Below are 21,423 nucleotides of genomic sequence, written 5' to 3' on the forward strand. Positions count from 1 at the left end.
AGCCCCAAACCCCCCCCCCACGCCCCCCCCCCCCCCCCCCGCTCCTCCCCCCCCCCCCCCCCCCCCCCCCCCCCCCCGCCGTGCCCGGCGGACCCTCACCCCTCCCGCACCACCGGAAGCAACCGTTCCGGCGTCGGGTGCGTCGTACGCCCGTACGGCGATTCACCCGGGAGGGGAGCCCATGACCACGGATCCGGAACCCGAGCGCCGCCACGGCCGCCGGCGGGCGCTCACCCGTGGGCTCGCCCCGGTCCTCGCCGCGCTCACGCTGCTCCTGCTGCCCGTGCCCGGCCCCGGAGCCGGGACCGCCGAGGCCGCCTCCGTCTGCCTCGGGCGCCCGACCAGGACCTACGCCTTCGCCACCGGGGAGCTGCGCGTCTACCGGACCCGGCACTACGTCTGCGCCGTCACCGTCGCCAAGCGGCCCGGCGTCCGCCGTCCGATGACCGTCTCCGTCCAGCCCCGCGGCGGCCGTCCGGCGGTGCGCTCCGGACGGTTCGACCGGCAGAGCGGGCCCGTCACCGTCCACGCCCTCAACCGCTGCGTCCGCGTGAGCGGATCGGTGGCCGGGATCGGCCGGGCGACGGGCTGGATCCTGTGCTGATGCGCAGGAAAGTCCAAGGGTAAGGACCAACTGGGTCTGGCGGTCCACACGTTGACCCCGCTAGGTTCGCGACACCGTTGTGAACCAAGGGGAGGACGAATGCGCACGTCGCTCAGATGGCTGCTGTCGCTTTCGGTGCTCATAGGCACCGTCGGCTCCACGGGCGCGGCCACCGCCGCGGACACGGAGTCCGGCAGCACGTCCGTCGCCGACTCGCAGAGCACGGACATCAAGGACCGCATCCTGGCGATCCCCGGGATGAGCCTGATCGAGGAGAAGCCGTACGCCGGCTACCGCTACTTCGTCCTGGAGTACGTCCAGCCGATCGACCACCACCGCCCGTGGGCGGGCACGTTCAAGCAGCGGCTCTCGCTCCTGCACAAGGACACGAGCCGACCCACCGTCTTCCGCACCAGCGGATACGGCCTGAGCACCACGCCGAGCCGGACCGAGCCGACCCGGATCGTCGACGGCAACCAGGTCTCCATGGAGTACCGCTTCTTCACGCCGTCGCGCCCGCAGCCCGCCGACTGGTCCAAGCTGGACATCTGGCAGGCGGCCAGCGACCAGCACCGGATCTACACGGCGCTGAAGGGGATCTACGGCCAGAAGTGGCTCTCCACCGGCGCCTCCAAGGGCGGCATGACCGCCACGTACTACGAGCGCTTCTACCCGCGCGACATGGACGGCGTCGTCGCCTACGTCGCCCCGAACGACGTGGTGAACAAGGAGGACTCGGCCTACGACCGGTTCTTCGAGACCGTCGGCACCAAGGAGTGCCGCGACCGGCTCAACGGCATGCAGCGCGAGGCCCTGGTCCGGCGCGCGCCGCTGGAGAAGAAGTACGAGGCGTGGGCCGCGTCCGAGGGTGCCACCTTCAACACGGTCGGCTCCCTCGACAAGGCGTACGAGGCCGTCGTCCTCGACTTCGTCTGGGGCTTCTGGCAGTACTACGGCCAGGACGTCTGCGACCAGATCCCGGACGCGGCGACCGCGAGCGACGACACCGTCTACGAGACGATCGACGCCTACTCCGGCTGGTCCGCCTACACCGACCAGGGCCTGGAGTACTACACGCCGTACTACTACCAGGCGGCGACCGAGCTCGGCTCGCCCAGCATCAAGCAGCCGCACCTGAAGGGCCTGAGCCGCTACGGGTACCAGCCCGCCAGCAGCTTCGTGCCGCGTGAGATCCCCATGAAGTTCAAGCCGCAGGCCATGCGGGACGTCGACGACTGGGTCCGCAAGAACGCGACCCGGATGCTCTTCGTCTACGGTGGCAACGACCCGTGGGGCTCGGAGCAGTTCCGCCTCGGCAAGGGCGCGCGCGACAGCTACGTCTACGTGGCGCCGGGCGCCAACCACGGAGCCAGCGTCGCCGGGCTCGTCGACGCCGAGCGCGAGAACGCCACCGCCCGCATCCTGGCCTGGGCCGGCGTCCCCGCCCCGGCCGTCCGGGCGGCGCAGCCGCTGGCGCGCTTCGACGCCCGCGTCGACCGCGCGGTCGACGAGGACGCGACGCGGGAGCACGGCCTGCGGCCGTAGCCCTCGCGGCAGGAGGTGGGGTGCGTCCGACGGGCGCACCCCACCGCCGCGTCAGCGGTACGACAGGCCGTGGCCCACCGGGTAGAGCACCGTCGACGGGTCGTCGGCGCTCTGCACCGGGACCGGGAGCCGGCCCCGCGGCCGGACCCGCCCGGCCAGCACCCGGACGGCGGCGCGGAGTTCGACGTCGGTCCAGGAGTAGGAGGCCAGCGTCGCCCGCTGTCCGCCGATCCGGGCCACGTCGTACGGGTTGCGGATGGCGAGGGTCACGACGGGCACCCCGGTGGCGACGAGCCGCGCCACGAGCGTCCGCTGCGGGCTGGTCGCGGTGACGTTGTACGTGCCGACGAGCACCACGTCCTTCCCGGCCGCGGCCGCCACCGCCTCCTCGATCCTCGCCGCCGTGGGCGTGATCCCGGTGGAGAGCGCGGTCGCGGTGAAGCCCAGTCCGGTCAGGGCGGCCGCGAGGGTCGTGGTCGGCGGACCGGTGGTGCCCGACGGCGAGGCCGGGTCCGCGCCGACGACGAGCACCGAGCCGTGGGAGGCCGGACTGAGCGGCAGGAAGCCGTCCTCGTTGACCAGCAGGGTCGTGGTCGCCTCGGCGATCCGGTCGGCCCGCGCGAGGTGGGCGGCGGTGCCCACCACCCGGTCGACGCCGGACCGGGTCACGTACGCCTGCCGGAACAGCCCCAGCTTCGCCTTGAGCCGCAGGATGCGCAGGATCGATTCATCGAGCCGGGCCTCGGTCAGTTCGCCCGACCGGACCGCCGCCAGGACCGCGTTCCACGCCACGTCGAGCTTCGGCGGGTTCAGCAGCTGGTCCACGCCCGCCTTGAGCGCCAGGACCGGGACGCGCTCGTCCCCGTACTTGGTGCGCACCCCCTCCATCCCGAGGGAGTCGGTCACCACCACGCCGTCGTAGCCCAGCCTTTCGCGCAGGATCCCGGTGAGGATGGGCCGGGACAGGGTCGCCGGGTCCTCGCTGGGGTCGAGCGCGGGGACCACGATGTGCGCGGTCATGATCGAGTCGATCCCGGCGGCGATCGCGGACCGGAACGGCGGCGCGTCGAGCCGGTCCCACTCCTCGGGGGTGTGGGTGATGGTCGGCAGGCCGTAGTGGCTGTCGACGGCGGTGTCGCCGTGGCCCGGGAAGTGCTTCGCGGTGGCCGCGACCCCGGCCCGCTGGTAGCCCTTGACCTGCGCCGCGACCAGCCCGGCGACCGCCTTCGGGTCCGAGCCGAAGGAACGGACGCCGATGACCGGGTTCGCCGGGTTCACGTTCACGTCGGCGTCCGGCGCGTAGTTCTGGCGGATGCCGACGGCCGCGAGTTCGGCCCCCGCGATCTGCCCGGCCCTGCGGGCGTCCGCGGCCGAGCCGCCGGCCCCGAGGGCCATCGCGCCCGGCAGCAGGGTGGCGGGCGCGCCCATCCGGCAGACGATGCCGTGCTCCTGGTCGGTGGAGATGAGCACCGGGACCGGCGACGCCCCGGCGAGGGCGGCCCGCTGGATGCCGTTGGAGAGCTCCGCGATCTGCCGGGGGTCACGGGTGTTGTGGGCCCAGGAGAAGTAGATGACGCCGCCGACGTGGTAGCGCTCGACCAGCTCGGCGGCGGTCCGGACGCCGATCTCCGTTAGGTTGGCGTCGATGTCGGCCTGGTCCGGCGCCGTCGCGGAGTGGCCGTAGACCCGCATCACGAAGAGCTGGCCGACCTTCTCCTCCAGGGACATCCGGTCGATGATCCGCCGGAGCGTGCGGTCGTCGTGGCGTTCGGTTCCGGCGTGGGCGGGGGTGCTCACTCCGGTGACGGCTGCCGCGGCGGCTGCGGCGGTCACCGTGAGGAGGGTGCGTCGGGAGGGGGCGGGGGCGCGGTGGTGCACTGATGCTCCTTCCGGCCGTGCGGGGGTCGGGGATCGGGCGGAAGCCCTCCGTGAAGGAAACTTCCAAGGGTCACGGATAGCCCGAAAGTAACTGCCAGGTCAAGGACCCGCGCAGGAATCGCCCGGGAGGAAACCGGTGGCGTCCCCGCCGCCGCGACCGTACGGTCGTCCGGGTCCACCGGCGAGGAAAGGCACGCATGACCTTCGATCACATCACCGTCGACACCCCCGAACCCGCCCCCGGCGTCGTCCTGCTCGCCGGGATCCCCGGCAGCGGCAAGTCGACCGTCGCGGCGGCCCTCGCGGCCCGCTTCGCCCGCTCCTCCCACGTCGAGGTCGACCACCTCCAGGAGCTGATCGTCCGGGGCGGCCACTGGCCCAGCCCCGACGGCGACCCCGAGGCCGACCGGCAGATCCTCCTGCGGGCCCGCAACGCCTGCCTCCTCGCCGACAGCCTCGCCTCCGCCGGCTTCCTCCCCGTCCTCGACGACGTCGTCGTGCGCCGCTCCCACCTGGACTTCTATCGCGCCCACGTCAAGGCCGCCCCGCTCCACCCCGTCATCCTCGCCCCCGGCCCCGACACGGCATGGGAGCGCAACAACGCCCGCCACAAGCGCCTCACCACCAACTGGGCCTTCCTCGACGAGGCCCTGCGCGAGGAACTCTCCGGCGAGGGAACCTGGATCGACAACGCGGACCAGACGGTCGACGAGACGGTCGACGCGGTCCTCGCCGCCATCGGAATGACGCCGGCGCCGGAGTGACACGGGCCCGGGAGTGACGCCGGCGCCGGAGTGACACCGGCCCGGGAGTGGCGCCGGCTCGGGAAGGACACCGGCTCAGGAATGACACCGGCTCAGGAAGGACACCGGCCTGGGCGTGGCGTCGACTCGGGAAGGGCACCGGCCTGGCAGTGAAACCGGCTCAGGAAGGACACCGGCCTGGGCGTGGCGTCGGCTCAGAAGGGCAGCGGCCCTCGGGGTGACCTCGGCCTCGGGGCGGCGCCCGCATCGCAAGGGCGCCGGCCACGGCGTGGACCACCCGCGGCTCGCGGCCGGCGCCGACTCGGCGCTGACGCCGGCCACGGCGCGCGCCGCCCCGGGGCCGCCGTCGCCGGGGCCGGGGTCCACGCCGTCGCGTGGGCCCCGGTCCTCGTCGCTCCGGCGGCGGCAGGCCGCGGCGGCCCGCCCGCCCGGGGGCGGGCCCGGGCGCGTCGTTCAGCCGCGTGGCGGCGCCGTGGAACCGCGGACGACCAGGTCCGCCGGGACCGTCTCCGGGCGGCCGCCGGGCGGGGCCTCCTCCGTGTCCATGGCCAGGCGTCCGGCGCGGACGCCGGCGTCGTGGAGGGGGAGGCGGACGGTGGTGAGGGCGGGGACGGCGTCGATCGAGAAGGGGAGGTCGTCGAAGCCGGCGACGGAGACGTCGCCGGGGATCGACAGGCCGCGCTCGCGCAGCGCCGCGCAGACGCCGAGGGCGACCGTGTCGTTGGCGGCGACGACGGCGGTGAGGTCCGGGTCGCGGGCGAGGAGTTCGGCGGTGGCGTCGTAGCCGGACCGGCGGTCGTAGGGGCCGTGGACCGTCGGGCCCTCGGCGACGCCGGCGGCGGTGAGCGCCTCGCGGTGGCCTTCGAGGCGGTGCCGGGTCGTCGTGCGGTCGGCGGGCCCGGCCACGTACCCGATGCGCCGGTGGCCGAGGGCGAGCAGATGGTCCGTCAGGTGCCGGGCGCCGGTGCGGTTGTCGAAGACGAGGGCCGCCGTGTGGGCGTCGCCCGGCACGGGCGGGCGCCCGCAGAGCACGACCCGGGTGCCCGCCTCGGCCAGCTTGGACAGTTTGCCCGCCGTGGCCGCCAGGTGCTCCGGGTCCTCCAGTGATCCGCCCATGAGGATCACGGCCGCGGCCCGCTGGCGCTGGAGCAGGGTGAGGTAGGTCAGCTCGCGCTCGGGGGAGCCGCCGGTGTTGCAGACCACGGCGAGCTTCCGGCCCCCGGCCCGCCCGGTGGCGCTCTCCCCGATGGAGCTCTGCGCCGCGCTCGCCATGATCCCGAAGAACGGGTCGGCGATGTCGTTGACCAGGACGCCGACCAGGTCGGAGGTGGCGGCGGCGAGGGAGCTCGCGGTGCCGTTGAGGACGTAGTCCAGCTCGTCGACCGCCCGCAGGACGCGCTCGCGGGTCGACGCGGCGACCGGGTAGTTGCCGTTGAGCACGCGGGAGACGGTCGCGGGGGAGACCCGGGCGCGGGCTGCCACGTCCGCCAGGGTGACGGTCATCGGGTGCGTACCTCCGGGGCCCTTGTCGACGGTGATGTCGGCAGGCTAGCGTCATCGCCGATGGAAAGCGCTTTCTATCCCAGCGCGGAGCACCGTGGAGAGGAATCTTTCGTGACACGCAGGACAGTCCGCATCGCCATGAACGGCGTCACCGGACGCATGGGCTACCGCCAGCACCTCGTCCGCTCGATCCTCGCCCTGCGCGAACAGGGCGGCCTCGACCTCGGCAACGGCGAGACCCTCTGGCCCGAACCCGTCCTCGTCGGCCGCCGCGAGCCCGCCCTGCGCGCCCTCGCCGAGCGCCACGGCCTCACCGAGTGGTCCACCGACCTCGACGCCGTCCTCGCCGACGAGGGCGTCGACGTCTACTTCGACGCCCAGGTCACCTCCGCCCGCGTCGAGGCGATCACCAAGGCCATCGCCGCGGGCAAGCACGTCTACACCGAGAAGCCCACCGCCGCCGACCTCGCCGGCGCCCTCGGACTCGCGCGGCTCGCCGCCGAGAAGGGCGTCAAGCACGGCGTCGTCCAGGACAAGCTGTTCCTGCCGGGCCTGCTCAAGCTCAAGCGGCTCATCGACGGCGGCTTCTTCGGCGAGATCCTCTCCGTGCGCGGCGAGTTCGGCTACTGGGTCTTCGAGGGCGACTGGCAGGACGCCCAGCGTCCCAGCTGGAACTACCGCTCCGAGGACGGCGGCGGCATCGTCGTCGACATGTTCCCGCACTGGGAGTACGTGCTCCACGAGCTGTTCGGCCGCGTCACCTCGGTCACCGCCCACGTCGCCACCCACGTGCCGCGCCGCTGGGACGAGCACGGCAAGCCCTACGAGGCCACCGCCGACGACGCCGCCTACGGCATCTTCGGGCTGGAGGGCGGCGTGACCGCCCAGATCAACTCCTCCTGGACGGTCCGCGTCCACCGCGACGAACTCGTCGAGTTCCAGGTCGACGGCACCCACGGATCGGCCGTCGCCGGGCTGCGCGGCTGCCGCGTCCAGCACCGTTCGGCCACCCCCAAGCCGGTCTGGAACCCCGACATCCCGGTCACCGAGCCCTTCCGTGACCAGTGGCAGGAGGTCCCGGACAACGCCGAGTTCGACAACGGCTTCAAGGCCCAGTGGGAGCTGTTCCTGCGGCACGTCGCCCTCGACGAGCCGTACCACTGGGACCTGCTCGCCGGCGCCCGCGGCGTCCAGCTCGCCGAGCTGGGCCTCCGGTCCGCCGCCGAGGGCCGCCGCCTCGACGTCCCGGAGGTCACCCTGTGATCCGGCTGCCCGAAACGGGCGGCGGCACCCGGGAGTACACCCCCCGGGCCGAGCCCCTCGCGCTCACCGCCGGCGGACCCCTGACCTCCCGCACGGTCTTCTCCGCCGCGCACGTCGTCGCCGACCCGTACGCCGACACCACCCCTGACGGGCCCGCCGCCGTCGACTGGGACGCCACCCTCGCCTTCCGGCGCCACCTCTGGTCCCACGGCCTCGGGGTCGCCGAGGCGATGGACACCGCCCAGCGCGGCATGGGCCTGGACTGGACCGGGGCCGCCGAGCTGATCCGCCGCTCCGCCGCCGAGGCGAGGGCCGTCGGCGGCCGCATCGCCTGCGGCGTCGGAACCGACCAGCTCACCGGCCCGGCCGGCCTCGTCGCGGTCCGCGAGGCGTACGAGGAGCAGCTCGCCCTCGTCGAGGAGACCGGCTCGCAGGCCGTCCTCATGGCCTCCCGCGCGCTCGCCGCCGCGGCCGGGGACCGGGAGGACTACCTCGACGTCTACGGCCACCTCCTGCGCCAGGCGAGCGAGCCCGTCGTCCTGCACTGGCTGGGCCCGATGTTCGACCCGGCGCTCGACGGGTACTGGGGCTCCGCCGACCTCGACGCCGCGACCGAGACCTTCCTGGAGGTGATCGCCGCCCACCCCGACAAGGTCGACGGCATCAAGGTCTCCCTCCTCGACGCCCGGCGCGAGGTCGCTCTGCGCCGCCGCCTCCCGGAGGGCGTCCGCTGCTACACCGGCGACGACTTCCACTACCCCGAGCTGATCGCGGGCGACGAACAGGGCTTCAGCCACGCCCTGCTGGGCATCTTCGACCCCCTGGCCCCGCTCGCGGCCGAGGCGGTCCGCACCCTCGACACCGGTGACGCCGACGGCTTCCGCAAGCTCCTCGACCCCACCGTCGCGCTCTCCCGGCACCTCTTCCGGGCCCCGACCCGCTTCTACAAGACGGGTGTCGTGTTCCTCGCCTGGCTCTCCGGGCACCAGGAGCACTTCGCGATGGTCGGCGGCCTGCAGTCCGCCCGCTCGCTCCCGCACCTGGCCCGCGCCTACGAACTCGCCGACGGCCTGGGCCTGTTCCCCGACCCGGCGCGCGCCGAGGCCCGGATGCGGTCCCTGCTCACGGTGTACGGAGTCCCCGCGTGAACCTCGACCGCTTCAGCGTCAACCAGATGACCGTCCGGCAGCTGGCCCTGCCCGACCTGGTCGCCGCGTGCGTCCGGCTCGGCGTCCCGGGCGTCGGCCTGTGGCGTGAACCCGTCCAGGCGTACGGCGTCGAGGCCGCCGCCGGCCTCGTACGGGACGCCGGCCTCGCCGTCACCACCCTCTGCCGGGGCGGGTTCTTCACCGCCGACGGCTGGGAGGCGGACAACCGCGCCGCCGTCGACGAGGCGGCGGCCCTCGGCACCGGCACCCTCGTCCTGGTCTCCGGCGGCCTCACCCCCGCCTGCCCCGACCTGCCCTCCGCCCGGGCCCGCATCACCGAGGCCGTCGGCGTCCTCGCCCCCTACGCGGGGGAGCGCGGCGTCCGCCTCGCCATCGAGCCCCTCCACCCCATGTACGCCTCCGACCGCTGCGCCGTCTCCACCCTCGACCAGGCCCTGGAGATCGCGGAGCACTTCCCGGCCGAGCAGGTCGGCGTCACCGTCGACACCTACCACCTGTGGTGGGACGACCGCGCCCCGGCCGCCGTGGCGCGCGCCGGCGCCGCCGGCCGCATCCACTCCTTCCAGCTCGCCGACTGGACCACCCCCCTCCCCGCCGGCGTCCTCAACGGCCGCGGCCAGCTCGGCGCCGGCGCCATCGACCTCCGCGCCTGGGCCGACCTGGTGGAGAAGGCCGGCTACACCGGCCCGGTCGAGGTCGAACTCTTCAACGAGGACCTGTGGGCCAGGGACGGCGTGGAGGTCCTGGAGGAGACGCTGGAGGCCTACCTGACGGTCTGACCGCCCCCCCCCGCCGGAGGGTTATCTGCCCGGGCCGCCCAGGAGGTCGCCCAGGTCGGTGGCCTTCCTGGCGGCGGCCCGCTTGGTGAGGACGGCGAGGAGGACGGGGACGAGCATCTCGACGGCGCGGGCGGCGGTGGCGGGCGGGATGCCGGTGCGCTTCGCGACGGCGGTGGCGGCGGGCTTGGCCAGCTTCGTCAGGACACCGGCCATGAGGCCGCCGCCCACCAGGCCGCCGAGGGCGGCCACCCCCTGGAGCGGCGGCTCGGGCGAGGTGACCTCGGCGACGGCGGCGCGCACCTCGTCGGCGTCGCCCGGCTCCGACGCGGCCCGGCGCAGCCCGCCGGAGAGCTCCGCGACCGAGCCGTCCACCAGCTGCCGGGCCCCCTCGGTGTCGGTGCCGAGCATCCCGGCGATCTCCTGGAGCCGGTCGTCGCCGAGCTCCGTCAGGACGTCGTCCTGGAAGGAAGAGTCAGTCATGCCCGAAACGCTACGGTCCATCCCTTTCCCCGGCACCCGGAACCGGGCCCCGCTCCCCGGCCCCGTCCCCGAGTGTCCGTGCCCTTCGCTACGGTCGGTCCATGTCCAACGACGGTCGCGGGCCGGCAGTGGTCGAGGGGGTCCTGGAGCGGATCACCTACGCCAACGAGGAGAGCGGGTACACGGTCGCCCGTGTCGACACCGGGCGGGGCGCGGGGGACCTGCTCACGGTCGTGGGGGCGCTCCTGGGGGCGCAGCCGGGGGAGTCGCTGCGGATGGAGGGGCGCTGGGGCTCCCATCCGCAGTACGGGAAGCAGTTCACCGTCGACAACTACACCACGCTCCTCCCCGCCACGATCCAGGGCATCCGCCGCTATCTGGGGTCGGGGCTCGTGAAGGGCATCGGCCCGGTCTTCGCCGACCGCATCACCCGGCACTTCGGGCTGGAGACCCTGGACGTCCTGGAGGAGGCGCCCGCGCGCCTGATCGAGGTCCCCGGGCTCGGTCCCAAGCGGACCGCGAAGATCACGGCCGCCTGGGAGGAGCAGAAGGCGATCAAGGAGGTGATGGTCTTCCTCCAGGGCGTCGGCGTCTCCACCTCCATCGCGGTGCGGATCTACAAGAAGTACGGCGACGCCTCGATCTCCGTCGTGCGCAACCAGCCGTACCGGCTCGCGGCGGACGTCTGGGGCATCGGCTTCCTGACCGCCGACAAGATCGCGCAGTCCGTCGGCATCCCGCACGACAGCCCGGACCGGGTGAAGGCCGGCCTGCAGTACGCCCTGTCGCAGTCCACCGACCAGGGGCACTGCTTCCTCCCCGAGGAGCGGCTGATCGCCGACGCGGTGAAGCTGCTCGGGGTGGACACGGGCCTGGTCATCGAGTGTCTGGCGGAGCTCGCCGAGGATCCCGAGGGGGTCGTGCGGGAGGTGGTGCCCGGCCCGGAGGGCACACCGGTCACCGGAGTGTTCCTGGTGCCGTTCCACCGGGCCGAGCTGTCGCTCGCCGGCCAGGTGCGGCGGCTGCTGCGGACCGAGGAGGACCGGATGCCGGCCTTCCGCGAGGTGGCCTGGGACAAGGCGCTGGCCTGGCTCGCCGACCGCACCGGCGCCTCCCTGGCGCCCGAGCAGGAGGAGGCCGTGCGGCTCGCGCTGACCCGCAGGGTCGCGGTCCTGACCGGCGGCCCCGGCTGTGGCAAGTCCTTCACGGTCCGCTCGATCGTGGAGCTGGCCCGGGCGAAGCGGGCGAAGGTGGTCCTCGCCGCCCCCACCGGACGGGCCGCCAAGCGGCTCGCGGAGCTGACCGGCGCCGAGGCGTCGACCGTCCACCGGCTCCTCGAACTGAAGCCCGGGGGCGACGCGGCCTACGACCGGGACCGGCCGCTCGACGCGGACCTGGTCGTCGTCGACGAGGCGTCCATGCTGGACCTGCTGCTGGCGAACAAGCTGGTCAAGGCGGTGGCACCGGGTGCGCACCTGCTGCTGGTGGGGGACGTCGACCAGCTGCCCTCGGTGGGCGCGGGCGAGGTGCTCGGCGACCTCCTCGCCCCCGGCAGCCCCGTGCCCGCGGTCCGGCTGACCCGGATCTTCCGGCAGGCCCAGCAGTCCGGTGTCGTCACCAACGCGCACCGGATCAACGCCGGCACGCCGCCCCTCACGCAGGGCCTGCCGGACTTCTTCCACTTCGTCGAGGAGGAGACCGAGGACGCCGCCCGGGTCGCCGTGGACGTCGCGGCCCGCCGGATCCCGGCCCGGTTCGGCCTGGACCCGCGCCGGGACGTCCAGGTCCTCGCTCCCATGCACCGGGGCCCGGCGGGCGCCGGCTCGCTGAACGGGCTGCTCCAGCAGGTCATCACCCCGGCCCGTCCCGACGTGCCGGAGAAGCGGTTCGGCGGCAGGGTCTTCCGGGTGGGCGACAAGGTCACCCAGATTCGCAACAACTATGAGAAGGGGGCCAACGGGGTCTTCAACGGTACGGTCGGCGTCGTCACGGAGCTGGACCCCGTCGAGCAGCGGCTCACCGTGCGGACGGACGAGGACGAGGAGGTGCCGTACGACTTCGACGAGCTGGACGAGCTGGCCCACGCGTACGCGGTCACCATCCACCGTTCGCAGGGCAGCGAGTATCCGGCGGTGGTGATTCCGGTCACCATGAGCGCCTGGATGATGCTGCAGCGGAACCTGCTCTACACGGCCGTGACCCGGGCCCGGAAGCTGGTCGTCCTGGTCGGCTCCCGTCGGGCCATCGCCCAGGCGGTCCGTACGGTCTCCGCAGGCAGGCGCTTTACCGCACTGGCCCATCGCCTCACAGGGGACGCCCTCGTGTGAAAGATCACGGAGGACTACCGCAACCGGGGCGAAGGGGGCAGGATAGGGAGGTTGGCGGCACTGAGTGCCGCCGATTGGCCCAATGGTCGACCCCGAGTGCACTCTCCTGAGCCAAATGGGGGATGGTAGAGACAGTCAGGGCACCTCGAAGAAGAGGCACTACGTCGGTGAGGGATGACGTGAGCGACAACTCTGTAGTACTGCGGTACGCGGACGGTGAATACACCTACCCGGTGGTCGAGAGCACCGTCGGCGACAAGGGCTTCGACATCGGGAAACTCCGAGCCCAGACCGGTCTGGTCACCCTCGACAGCGGATACGGCAACACCGCCGCCTATAAATCCGCGATCACCTACCTCGACGGCGAGCAGGGCATCCTGCGGTACCGCGGTTACCCCATCGAGCAGCTGGCGGAGCGCTCCACCTTCCTTGAGGTGGCGTACCTGCTGATCAACGGTGAGCTGCCGAAGGTCGACGAGCTGGCGACCTTCAAGAACGAGATCACGCAGCACACCCTCGTCCACGAGGACGTCAAGAACTTCTTCCGCGGCTTCCCGCGGGACGCCCACCCGATGGCGATGCTGTCGTCGGTGGTCTCCGCGCTGTCCACCTTCTACCAGGACAGCCACAACCCGTTCGACGAGGAGCAGCGCCACCTCTCCACGATCCGGCTGCTCGCCAAGCTGCCGACGATCGCGGCGTACGCGTACAAGAAGTCGATCGGCCACCCCTTCGTCTACCCGCGCAACGACCTCGGGTACGTCGAGAACTTCCTGCGCATGACCTTCTCGGTCCCGGCGCAGGAGTACGACCTGGACCCGGTCGTCGTCAACGCGCTCGACAAGCTGCTGATCCTGCACGCGGACCACGAGCAGAACTGCTCGACCTCCACCGTGCGCCTGGTCGGCTCCTCGCAGGCGAACATGTTCGCCTCGATCTCCGCCGGCATCTCGGCCCTGTGGGGCCCGCTGCACGGTGGCGCCAACCAGTCGGTCCTGGAGATGCTCGAGGGCATCAAGGCCAACGGCGGCGACGTCGACTCCTTCATCCGCAAGGTGAAGAACAAGGAGGACGGCGTCCGCCTGATGGGCTTCGGCCACCGGGTGTACAAGTCCTTCGACCCGCGCGCCAAGATCATCAAGGCGGCGGCGCACGACGTCCTCTCCGCGCTCGGCAAGTCCGACGAGCTCCTGGACATCGCGCTCAAGCTGGAGGAGCACGCGCTCTCCGACGAGTACTTCGTCTCGCGCAACCTCTACCCGAACGTGGACTTCTACACGGGCCTCATCTACCGCGCGATGGGCTTCCCGACCGAGATGTTCACCGTGCTCTTCGCGCTCGGCCGCCTCCCCGGCTGGATCGCCCAGTGGCACGAGATGATCAAGGAGCCGGGTTCCCGCATCGGCCGCCCGCGCCAGATCTACACCGGCGAGGTCCTCCGCGACTTCGTCCCGGTCGAGTCCCGCTAGGACCTCGCGAGGCCCGGTGGCCCCCGGCGAGTGAGCCGAAGGGGCGCGCCGGTGCCGGGACGGCGACTGCGCGCAGGCCCGACGAAGGAGGGTCGAGCTCGGTCGTCGTCCCGGCACCGGCACCGGCGCCCCGGAGGCGAACCGAGCCCGGCAAAAGCGAGAGGCGCCCCGCCGTCGATCCCCCCACGGGTCGACGGGCGGGGCGCTTCCCTTTTCCCGGTGCGGATTCCCCCCACGGGATCCGGGCCGGGCGTCTGCGGTGTCAGCAGAAGCTGCGCGGGTCGGGCGCGATGCGGTCTGCCGGGGTACGTACGGGAGGGCCGCTCAAAGCTCCCCGGTGCACGTGCCCCGGCCAACGCTTGCCTGGAACGTCCCCCAAGACATTCCATGAACGTCCCCCAAGACGTTCTCGGCATCGCCCACTTAGACTCGCGAACAGCCCAGATGGTTACCCCCCAATATCTGTGATCTAGGTCTCCTTGTGAAGGTCCTGTGCGTCACGTGTAGGTGAAATCACGTGAAGCGACGGAGACGAAGGCTGTTGGATACGACGAAGACGGACGAAAAGGCCATGGCGAGGCCGGCGATCATCGGGTTCAGCAGGCCGGCCGCCGCGAGGGGGAGCGCGGCGAGGTTGTAGCCGAAGGCCCAGCCGAGGTTGCCCTTGATCGTCGCGAGGGTCCGGCGGGCGAGCCGGATGGCGTCCGCCGCGACGCGCAGGTCGCCGCGGACCAGGGTCAGGTCGCTCGCCTCGATGGCCGCGTCCGTGCCGGTCCCCATCGCCAGACCGAGATCGGCGGTGGCGAGCGCCGCGGCGTCGTTGACGCCGTCGCCGACCATGGCGACCGTCCTGCCCTCCGCCTGGAGCCGCCGGACGACCTCGGCCTTCTCCTCCGGGAGCACCTCCGCGATCACCTCGTCGATGCCCACCTCGGCCGCGACGGCCTCCGCGACGGCCCGGTGGTCGCCGGTGAGCAGCACCGGGCGCAGCCCGAGGCCGCGCAGCCGGGCGACCGCCTCGGCGCTGGTGTCCTTGACCGTGTCGGCGACGGTGAGGGTGCCCCGGGCCACCCCGTCCCAGGCGACGTGGACGGTGCCGGGCGCGGCCGTCCCGGGCACCTCGACGCCCTCGGCGGTGAGGAGGGCGGCGCGCCCGACGAGGACGAGCCGGCCCTCGACGGAGCCGCGGACGCCGAGCCCGGGGACGTTCTCGAAGGTCTTGGGGACGGGGAGTTCGCCGCACCGCTCGGCGGCGCCCGCCGCGACCGCGCGGGCGACGGGGTGCTCCGAGGCGTGTTCCAGGGCGCCCGCCAGCCGCAGCAGTCCGGTCTCGTCGGCGGAGTCGGTGCCGTACGTGCCGCCGTGGACGTGGACGTCCACGAGCCGCATCCGGCCGGTGGTGACGGTGCCGGTCTTGTCGAGGACGACGGTGTCGACGCGGCGGGTGGACTCCAGGACCTCGGGGCCCTTGATGAGGATGCCGAGCTGGGCGCCGCGGCCGGTGCCGACCATGAGGGCGGTCGGGGTGGCCAGGCCGAGGGCGCAGGGGCAGGCGATGATCAGGACGGCGACGGCGGCGGTGAAGGAGGCGGTCGGGTCGTCGGTCAGCAGGAGCCAGGTGACGAGGGTGCCGAGGGCGACGAGGAGCACCACGGGGACGAAGACGGCGGAGATCCGGTCGGCGAGCCGCTGGACCTCGGCCTTGCCGCTCTGGGCGTCCTCGACGAGTTTCGCCATCCGGGCGAGCCGGGTGTCGGCGCCGACGCGGGTGGCCTCGACGACGAGCCGGCCGGAGACGTTGACGCAGCCGCCGGTGACGGTGGAGCCGTCGGCGACGTCGACGGGCAGGGACTCGCCCGTGAGCAGGGAGGTGTCGACGGCGGAGGAGCCCTCGACGACGGTGCCGTCGGTGGCGACCTTCTCGCCGGGGCGTACGACGAAGTGGTCGCCGGCCCGCAGCTCGGCGACCGGGACGCGGGTCTCCCGGCCGGCGCGCAGGACGGCCACGTCCTTGGCGCCGAGCTCCATCAGGGCGTGCAGGGCGGCGCCCGCCTTGCGTTTGGCGCGGGCCTCCAGGTACCGGCCGAGGAGGATGAAGGTGACGACCCCCGCGGCGACCTCCAGGTAGATCGAGGAGGAGGCGTGGGCGCGGTCGGCGGTGAGGTCGAAGCCGTGCCGCATGCCGGGCATGCCGGCGTCGCCGAGGAAGAGGGCCCAGAGGGACCAGCCGTAGGCGGCGAGGGTGCCGACGGAGACGAGGGTGTCCATGGTGGCGGCGCCGTGCCGCAGGTTGGTCCAGGCGGCCCGGTGGAAGGGCAGTCCGCCCCAGACGACGACGGGGGAGGCGAGGGTGAGCGACAGCCACTGCCAGTCGTCGAACTGGAGCGAGGGGACCATGGCGAGCAGGACCACGGGCGCGGAGAGGAGCGCGGAGACCGTGAGCCGCTGCCGGAGGGAGGCGAGTTCGGGGTCCTCGGGCGCCTCCGGGGTCTCGGGGGCCGGCGGGAGGGGCTCCTCGGCGGTGTAGCCGGTCTTCACGACGGTGGCGATCAGCTCGTCGACGCCGACGTGCGGGGCGTGCTCGACGTGCGCCTTCTCCGTGGCGTAGTTGACGGTGGCGGTGACGCCGTCCATCCGGTTGAGCTTCTTCTCGACGCGGGCGGCGCACGAGGCGCAGGTCATCCCGCCGATCGTCAGCTCGGTGACGGTGGTGCTTGGCATGCGCGGTTCCAAACGGGAGCAGGGCCGTACGAGGTAACCGTACGGCCCTGCGACGCCTGTTCGGCGGGGGTCAGACCAGCTCGTAGCCGGCCTCGTCCACGGCGGCGGCGACGGCCGCGCGGTCGAGGGCGGTGTCGGAGACGACGGTGACCTCGCCGGTCTTGGCGACGGCGGTGACGGAGGAGACGCCGGGGATCTCGGAGATCTCGCCGGAGACCGCGCCCTCGCAGTGGCCGCAGGTCATGCCCTTGACCTGGTAGACGGTGGTGAGTTCGGTCTTCGTCTCTGCGGACATGGCGCGCTCCTCCTGGGGGTCAGGGTCCTGGAAGGCCCAGTTTATACCCCCTAGGGGTATAAGTTCCACTCGCGGCGCCGCTCCCCGGCGGACGCGCGCCACCGGGGCGGCGGGTAGGGCTCATGGTAGACACCCGATATGTCGCATTCGGGGAGTACGCTCATCCTGATCATGGCGATCGCCGTCCTGGCGCCGCTGCTGGCCTACGCGGTGGGGCGCAGGTTCCCCGTCCCCCTGGTCATCTTCGAGATCCTGCTCGGCATCCTCATCGGCCCCGACGTCCTGGACTGGGCCCGCTCCGACGCGCTGATCGACGGGCTCTCCCAGCTCGGACTCGCCATGCTGATCTTCCTGGCGGGGTACGAGATCGAGTTCGGCAAGGTCCGCGGCGACACCCTCAGGCGCTCCGTGTGGGCCTGGACGGCGGCCCTGGCGCTCGGGCTCTCCACCGGCGTCCTGCTCGGCGGCGGCTACACCCGGGGCGTCTTCATCGGGGTGGCGCTGACCAGTACCGCCCTCGGCACCGTCCTGCCCGTGCTCAGGGACGCCGGAGAGCTCCAGGGGCGGTTCGGCTCGGTCGTCATGGCCTTCGGCGCCGTCGGCGAGTTCGGCCCGATCATCGCGATGGCGCTGCTGCTCAGCGGCCGGGGCGCCGCCGAGTCCACCGTGCTCCTCGCCGTCTTCGCGGCGCTCACGGCCGCGGCCGTCCTGTGGGCCCTGCGGCCCCGCCCGCCCTGGTTCTCCAAGGTCATCGCCAGGACCCTGCACAGCAGCGGCCAGTTCGCGGTGCGGTTCGTCTTCCTGCTGCTCGCCCTGATGCTCGGGGCGTCGACGGCGCTCGGGCTCGACGTGCTGCTCGGCGCCTTCGCGGCCGGGCTGGTGACCCGGCTCGTGCTGACCGGCGCGGCGCCCGACTCGGGGCCGGAGATCCTGGCGAAGATCGAGGGCGTCGGCTTCGGCTTCCTCGTCCCGGTCTTCTTCGTGGTCACCGGCATCGAGTTCGACCTGGACTCGCTCCTCGCCGGCGGCCGGCCGCTGGTCCTGCTGCCGGCCTTCCTGCTGCTCTTCCTCGTCGTGCGCGGCGGCCCGATCTGGCTCCTGGCCCCGCGCGACCTCGACCGGACGGACCGGGGCGGACTCGTGCTCCACGGCTCCACGGCGCTGCCGCTGGTCGTCGCGATCACCACCATCGGCGTCGACGACGAGGCCATGCCGGCCGGCGAGGCGGCGGCCCTGGTCGGGGCGGCCATGGTCTCGGTGCTGGTCTTCCCGCTGCTCGCGCTGAGGCTGCGGGCGCGGGCGGGCCGGGGCCGGGGGGAGGGGGCGGCGCCCGCGGAGGCCGTCAGCGGCGCGGAGACGTGGTGACGGCCCCGTCGGTGACGAGGGGGGCGAGGTAGCGCAGCAGGACCGTCTTGAGCTCGGTCACCGTCGCCTCCCGCTCCGGCCCCTCGGGCGCGGCGAGCACCAGCCCCAGGCCGCCCTTGAAGATCGCGAACGTCATGCCGGCGATCCGGGAGCGGTCCTCGGCGGGCAGCGCGGGGGCGTAGTGCGCGATCACCCCCTGCACGCTGGTCAGCAGGGACGCGTGCAGCGCGTCGTGCTCCTCGGCGATCCGGCCCGGCACCTCGGAGCCGTGCATCAGGGCGAGGAAGACCGGGTTCGCGCAGTTGAACTCGATCATCGGGTCGACGACCACGTCGAGCAGCTCGGGGAGCGGCAGCGTGAGGTTCCCCGGGGTGAACGCCTGGCCGTGGGCCTCCCGCATCTCGTGGAGGAGGCGCCCGCCGAGCTCGATCGCGATGGCCTCCTTGTTCGGGAAGTACTGGTAGAGCGTGCCCGGCGAGACGTGCGCCTCGCGGGCGATCGCGTTGGTGCTGGTCGCCGTGTACCCGTTCGCGCAGAAGACGTTCGCGGCGGCCTGGAGCAGCTGCGCGATGCGGCGTTCGCCGCGGGCCTGGCGGCGGCGGGGCTTCGACTCCTCGGACACTTCGGACATGGCTGTCCCCAGCTCTCCTCAACACGTTTGACAAACACGAGAGGTCGCTCGCATATTTGGGAAATGCGAGTGATCACTCGTGTTTGCCAGTCTATGGCAATGGGCGACCCATGCGACCTGCCGGGAAGCGAGCGCAGGGGTCAGGTGAAGGGGACACCGGGTCATGGCCGAAGTCAAGAAATCAGCGACCGGCGGGGCCGCAGGCCCAGGTCACAGGGGGTCCGTGGGGGGCTGGACGCGTTTCGTGACCGCCCGGCCGCGCCTCACCCTCCTCGTCGCGCTGGTGCTCACCGCCCTCGCGGTGCTGGCCGGCGGAGGGGTCGCCGACCGCATGGGCAGCGGCGGCTGGGAGGACCCGGCCGCCGAGTCCACCTACGCCACGAAGGCGCTGGAGCGGGAGTTCCCCGGCTCCCAGCCCAACGTGCTGCTGCTCGTCGACGCGAAGGGCGGAGCGGGGGCCGCCGGGGCCGCGCCGGGCCGGGCCGCGGTCGACGACCCGGCCGTCGCCGCCGAGGCCCGCCGGCTCACCGAGCGGCTCGCCGCCGAGCCCGGCGTCGACGGCGTCGGCTCCTATTGGTCCACCGGCTCGCCCGCCCTGCGCTCCGAGGACGGCCGGCAGGCGGTCATCGCCGCGCGGATCGCCGGCGAGGAGAAGGAGGCCGCCGCCGTCCTCGACCGGATCGCCCCCGAGTTCCGGGGCGCGCACGGACCCGTGGAGGTCTCTCTCGGCGGCGGCCTCGCCGTCCGCCACGAGATGCAGACCGTCATCCAGGAGGACCTGCTCCGGGCCGAGCTCATCGCCCTGCCCCTCACCCTCGTCCTGCTCGTCATGGTCTTCGGCAGCGCCGTCGCCGCCCTCCTGCCGCTCGGCGTGGGCATCGTCGCCATCCTCGGCACCAACGCGGTGCTGCGCGGCATCACCGAGTTCACCGACGTCTCCGTCTTCGCGCAGAACCTGACGACGGCGCTCGGCCTCGGGCTCGCCATCGACTACGCGCTGTTCGTCGTCCGCCGCTACCGCGAGGAGCTGGCGGCCGGCGCCGACACCTACACCGCCGTCCGCACCACCCTGCGCACCGCCGGCCGCACGGTGCTCTTCTCCGCCCTGACCGTCGCCGTGTCGCTCTCCGCGATGCTCGTCTTCCCGCAGTACTTCCTGCGCTCCTTCGCGTACGCCGGCATCGCGGTCGTCCTGCTCGCCGCGACCGCCGCGCTCACCCTGCTCCCGGCGGCCCTCGTCCTGCTCGGCGACCGGGTCAACGCCCTCGACCTGCGGCGCCTCCTGCGCCGCCGCGGCCGGCCCGGGAGCGCGCCGGACGCCACCGGCCAGGGAGCGGGGACCGACGCCGGGAGCGAGGCCGGGACCGAGGCGGGGGCCGGGGCCGGATGGGCGCGCGCCGCCGCCCTCGTCATGCGCCGGGCGCCGGTCTTCGCCGTGCTCACCACCGCCGGCCTGGTCCTGCTCGGACTGCCCTTCCTCGGCGTGAAGTTCGGCACCGCCGACGACCGCCAGCTGCCCGTCACCGCCTCCTCCCGGGTCGTCCAGGACGAGCTGCGGGACAGCTTCCCCGGCGACCCCGGCGGCGGCATCACCGTCCTCGCCGAAGGCCCCGCCACCCCCGCGCAGTACGCGGCCTACCGCGAGCGGATAGCCGCCCTGGACGGCGTCGACCGGGCCGACGGCCCCGTCACCGCGCGCGGCGGCGGCCACGCCTACTTCACCGTCGTGCCCGAGGGCGAGACCGTCGGCGCCGGCGCCCAGCGGGTGGTGGGCGAACTCCGGGCCGTCCCCGCCCCCTTCGACACCGCCGTCACCGGACAGTCCGCCGTCCTCGTCGACTCCAAGGCCGCCCTCGCCGAGCGGCTGCCCTGGGCCGCGGCGATCGTCGTCCTCGTCACCCTCCTCCTGGTCTTCCTGCTCACCGGCAGCGTCGTCATCCCCGTCCAGGCCGTCGTCCTCAACGCCCTCAGCCTCACGGCGATGTTCGGCGCGGTCGTCTGGGTCTTCCAGGAGGGCCATCTCGCCGGGCTCCTCGGCTTCACCTCCACCGGCGACATCGAGACGACCCTGCCCGTCCTGATGTTCTGCGTCGCCTTCGGACTCTCCATGGACTACGGGGTGTTCCTGCTCTCCCGCATCAAGGAGGAGTACGACGCCACCGGCGACCACGAGCACTCCGTCCGCTTCGGCCTGCGCCACACCGGCGGCCTGATCACCGCCGCCGCCGTGATCCTCGCCGTCGTCATGGTCGCCATCGGCACCTCGCGCGTCACCAACACCAAGATGCTCGGGCTCGGCGTCGCCCTCGCCGTCCTCATGGACGCGATGGTGGTCCGCAGCCTCCTCGTCCCTTCCGTGATGAAGCTGACCGGCCGCTTCACCTGGTGGGCCCCCGGTCCGCTGCGCCGCTTCCACGACCGTTTCGGCGTCAGCGAGTCGGACGCCCCCCGCCCCGCCCCGGAGGCACCCGGCACCGACGGCCGGAGCGGGGACGGCGGGGAGCGGCGGGAGGCCGCGGCCGCGCGTCGCTGACACGGCGCGGGGGGGGGGGGGGGGGGGGGGGGGGGGGGGGGGGGGGGGGGGGGGAGGGGGGGGGGGGGGGGGGGGGGGGGGGGGGGGGAGGGGAGGG

16 protein-coding genes are annotated in these 21,423 nt (G+C 73.2%); 10 read left to right on the forward strand and 6 right to left on the reverse strand.

What is annotated here, in order from left to right; genetic code table 11:
• Window positions 1–181 precede the first annotated feature (181 nt).
• Entirely contained in the window at window positions 182–604 is a 423-nt protein-coding gene (locus ACZ60W_RS35665) for a hypothetical protein (protein WP_469759561.1), read from the forward strand.
• 99 nt (window positions 605–703) lie between these two features.
• Complete coding sequence (locus tag ACZ60W_RS35670; RefSeq protein ID WP_469759562.1) at window positions 704–2,149, forward strand: aminopeptidase; 1,446 nt, start codon at window positions 704–706, stop codon at window positions 2,147–2,149.
• Between the two features lie 51 nt (window positions 2,150–2,200).
• Here the strand turns inward: ACZ60W_RS35670 and ACZ60W_RS35675 are convergent, their stop codons facing one another.
• Window positions 2,201–4,027 carry a glycoside hydrolase family 3 protein gene (locus tag ACZ60W_RS35675; protein WP_469759563.1) on the reverse strand — a complete coding sequence of 609 codons (1,827 nt, stop codon included), beginning with the start codon at window positions 4,025–4,027 and terminating at the stop codon, window positions 2,201–2,203.
• Window positions 4,028–4,224: 197 nt separating this feature from the next.
• Between ACZ60W_RS35675 and ACZ60W_RS35680 the strand changes: the two genes are divergently transcribed.
• On the forward strand, window positions 4,225–4,791 hold the full coding sequence (locus ACZ60W_RS35680) for an AAA family ATPase (RefSeq protein WP_469759564.1): 567 nt from the start codon (window positions 4,225–4,227) through the stop codon (window positions 4,789–4,791).
• Between the two features lie 453 nt (window positions 4,792–5,244).
• Here ACZ60W_RS35680 and ACZ60W_RS35685 read toward each other — a convergent pair whose 3' ends face one another.
• Window positions 5,245–6,294, reverse strand: coding sequence for a LacI family DNA-binding transcriptional regulator (locus ACZ60W_RS35685; RefSeq protein ID WP_469759565.1), 1,050 nt, complete (start codon window positions 6,292–6,294; stop codon window positions 5,245–5,247).
• Between the two features lie 111 nt (window positions 6,295–6,405).
• Here ACZ60W_RS35685 and ACZ60W_RS35690 point away from each other — a divergent pair, with 111 nt between their 5' ends.
• From ACZ60W_RS35690 to ACZ60W_RS35700, 3 genes are read left to right on the forward strand one after another with little or no spacing between them, the layout of a single operon-like run.
• Window positions 6,406–7,557 carry a Gfo/Idh/MocA family protein gene (locus tag ACZ60W_RS35690; protein ID WP_469759566.1) on the forward strand — a complete coding sequence of 384 codons (1,152 nt, stop codon included), beginning with the start codon at window positions 6,406–6,408 and terminating at the stop codon, window positions 7,555–7,557.
• The gene (locus ACZ60W_RS35695; RefSeq protein ID WP_469759567.1) at window positions 7,554–8,705 is read left to right on the forward strand and encodes a dihydrodipicolinate synthase family protein; all 1,152 of its coding nucleotides are present in this window, start codon (window positions 7,554–7,556) and stop codon (window positions 8,703–8,705) included. The genes ACZ60W_RS35690 and ACZ60W_RS35695 overlap by 4 nt, the downstream gene beginning before the upstream one ends.
• Window positions 8,706–8,731: 26 nt before the next feature.
• Entirely contained in the window at window positions 8,732–9,505 is a 774-nt protein-coding gene (locus tag ACZ60W_RS35700) for a sugar phosphate isomerase/epimerase family protein (RefSeq protein ID WP_469759574.1), read from the forward strand.
• A gap of 21 nt (window positions 9,506–9,526) precedes the next feature.
• Here ACZ60W_RS35700 and ACZ60W_RS35705 read toward each other — a convergent pair whose 3' ends face one another.
• Window positions 9,527–9,985, reverse strand: coding sequence for a DUF937 domain-containing protein (locus ACZ60W_RS35705; RefSeq protein WP_469759568.1), 459 nt, complete (start codon window positions 9,983–9,985; stop codon window positions 9,527–9,529).
• Window positions 9,986–10,086: 101 nt separating this feature from the next.
• Here ACZ60W_RS35705 and recD2 point away from each other — a divergent pair, with 101 nt between their 5' ends.
• On the forward strand, window positions 10,087–12,312 hold the full coding sequence (gene recD2, locus ACZ60W_RS35710) for an SF1B family DNA helicase RecD2 (RefSeq protein WP_469759569.1): 2,226 nt from the start codon (window positions 10,087–10,089) through the stop codon (window positions 12,310–12,312).
• 179 nt (window positions 12,313–12,491) lie between these two features.
• Window positions 12,492–13,781 (forward strand): citrate synthase, encoded by a 1,290-nt coding sequence (locus ACZ60W_RS35715; RefSeq protein ID WP_250765284.1) that lies wholly within the window; start codon window positions 12,492–12,494, stop codon window positions 13,779–13,781.
• A 513-nt stretch (window positions 13,782–14,294) separates the two neighbouring features.
• On the opposite strand, the gene ACZ60W_RS35720 is transcribed toward ACZ60W_RS35715, so the two are convergent.
• On the reverse strand, window positions 14,295–16,502 hold the full coding sequence (locus ACZ60W_RS35720; protein ID WP_469759570.1) for a heavy metal translocating P-type ATPase: 2,208 nt from the start codon (window positions 16,500–16,502) through the stop codon (window positions 14,295–14,297).
• Window positions 16,503–16,572: 70 nt separating this feature from the next.
• Complete coding sequence (locus ACZ60W_RS35725) at window positions 16,573–16,797, reverse strand: heavy-metal-associated domain-containing protein (RefSeq protein ID WP_366305163.1); 225 nt, start codon at window positions 16,795–16,797, stop codon at window positions 16,573–16,575.
• Window positions 16,798–16,935: 138 nt separating this feature from the next.
• Between ACZ60W_RS35725 and ACZ60W_RS35730 the strand changes: the two genes are divergently transcribed.
• Complete coding sequence (locus ACZ60W_RS35730) at window positions 16,936–18,162, forward strand: cation:proton antiporter (RefSeq protein ID WP_469759571.1); 1,227 nt, start codon at window positions 16,936–16,938, stop codon at window positions 18,160–18,162.
• Here the strand turns inward: ACZ60W_RS35730 and ACZ60W_RS35735 are convergent.
• Complete coding sequence (locus ACZ60W_RS35735) at window positions 18,140–18,793, reverse strand: TetR/AcrR family transcriptional regulator (protein ID WP_469759572.1); 654 nt, start codon at window positions 18,791–18,793, stop codon at window positions 18,140–18,142. The two genes, ACZ60W_RS35730 and ACZ60W_RS35735, sit on opposite strands and share 23 nt — an antisense overlap.
• A gap of 163 nt (window positions 18,794–18,956) precedes the next feature.
• Between ACZ60W_RS35735 and ACZ60W_RS35740 the strand changes: the two genes are divergently transcribed.
• Entirely contained in the window at window positions 18,957–21,326 is a 2,370-nt protein-coding gene (locus ACZ60W_RS35740) for an MMPL family transporter (RefSeq protein ID WP_469759573.1), read from the forward strand.
• The last annotated feature ends 97 nt before the right edge of the window (window positions 21,327–21,423 follow it).

Source organism: Streptomyces sp. NPDC104202 (genome assembly GCF_055584185.1).